Genomic DNA, 243 nt, shown 5'->3' with positions numbered 1-243 from the left:
CTCCTCCGCACCAGATGTGCCCTGAATGAGGTGAGAGCGTAACCGGATGCGTTCTCCGCGTTTAAGACCATAGCGCCCGGATGCATCCCCGTTAATCTGTATCGTCCTGTCAACCGGATTGCCTGCCAGAACGCGGGGAATGACTTCCCGACCGAACAGTTCATCAATCAGGGAGGACATGAGTGTGGTTGGTAACGTTGCACTGGAACAACGCACCCGTCGGCCAACGCGCCTGACAGATAC

At 56.8% G+C, this 243-nt stretch carries 1 pseudogene; it reads right to left on the bottom strand.

What is annotated here, in order from left to right:
- A pseudogene (locus tag GYB81_RS24560) lies at positions 1–180 on the bottom strand (plasmid transfer ATPase TraJ); the annotation flags it as partial.
- Positions 181–243: the final 63 nt, after the last annotated feature.

Source organism: Pseudomonas yangonensis, from assembly GCF_009932725.1.
Classification (GTDB): domain Bacteria; phylum Pseudomonadota; class Gammaproteobacteria; order Pseudomonadales; family Pseudomonadaceae; genus Aquipseudomonas; species Aquipseudomonas yangonensis.
The sequence above is the reverse complement of the archived record's forward strand: the minus strand, read 5'-3'. Positions and strand labels throughout refer to the sequence as shown.